Genomic DNA, 468 nt, shown 5'->3' with positions numbered 1-468 from the left:
CGACCCAGGCGACCTGGACGGATACGACGCCGCCGCTCGCGCCGAGCGTGAACGTGGCGACGAATCCGGACGGCAGCCTGACGGTGTCGGGCAAGGCCGAAGCGGGCAGCAAGGTGACCGTGACGAATCCGGACGGCACGTCGGAGACGACCACGGCCGGCGCTGACGGCAGCTACTCGGTGACGACGCCGGTGAACCAGCCGAGCGGTAACGTCGTGGCGCATGCCACGGACGCGGCCGGCAACACCGGCCCGGATACGACCGTGTCGTACAAGGACATCACGCCGCCGCTCGCGCCGAGCGTGAACGTGGCGACCAATCCGGACGGCAGCCTGACGGTATCGGGCAAGGCCGAAGCGGGCAGCAAGGTGACGGTGACGAATCCGGACGGCACGTCGGAAACGACCACGGCCGGCGCTGACGGCAGCTACTCGGTGACGACGCCGGTGAACCAGCCGAGCGGCAACG

Annotated in this window: 1 protein-coding gene; it reads left to right on the top strand. The window is 69.9% G+C overall.

Annotated elements, in window-relative coordinates; genetic code table 11:
• A partial coding sequence (locus VSR34_RS38440) for an Ig-like domain-containing protein (RefSeq protein ID WP_342965236.1) occupies positions 1–468 on the top strand: 468 nt, incomplete at both ends.

This window comes from Paraburkholderia sp. JHI2823, assembly GCF_038900695.1.
Lineage (GTDB): Bacteria > Pseudomonadota > Gammaproteobacteria > Burkholderiales > Burkholderiaceae > Paraburkholderia > Paraburkholderia mimosarum.
The sequence above is the reverse complement of the archived record's forward strand: the minus strand, read 5'-3'. Positions and strand labels throughout refer to the sequence as shown.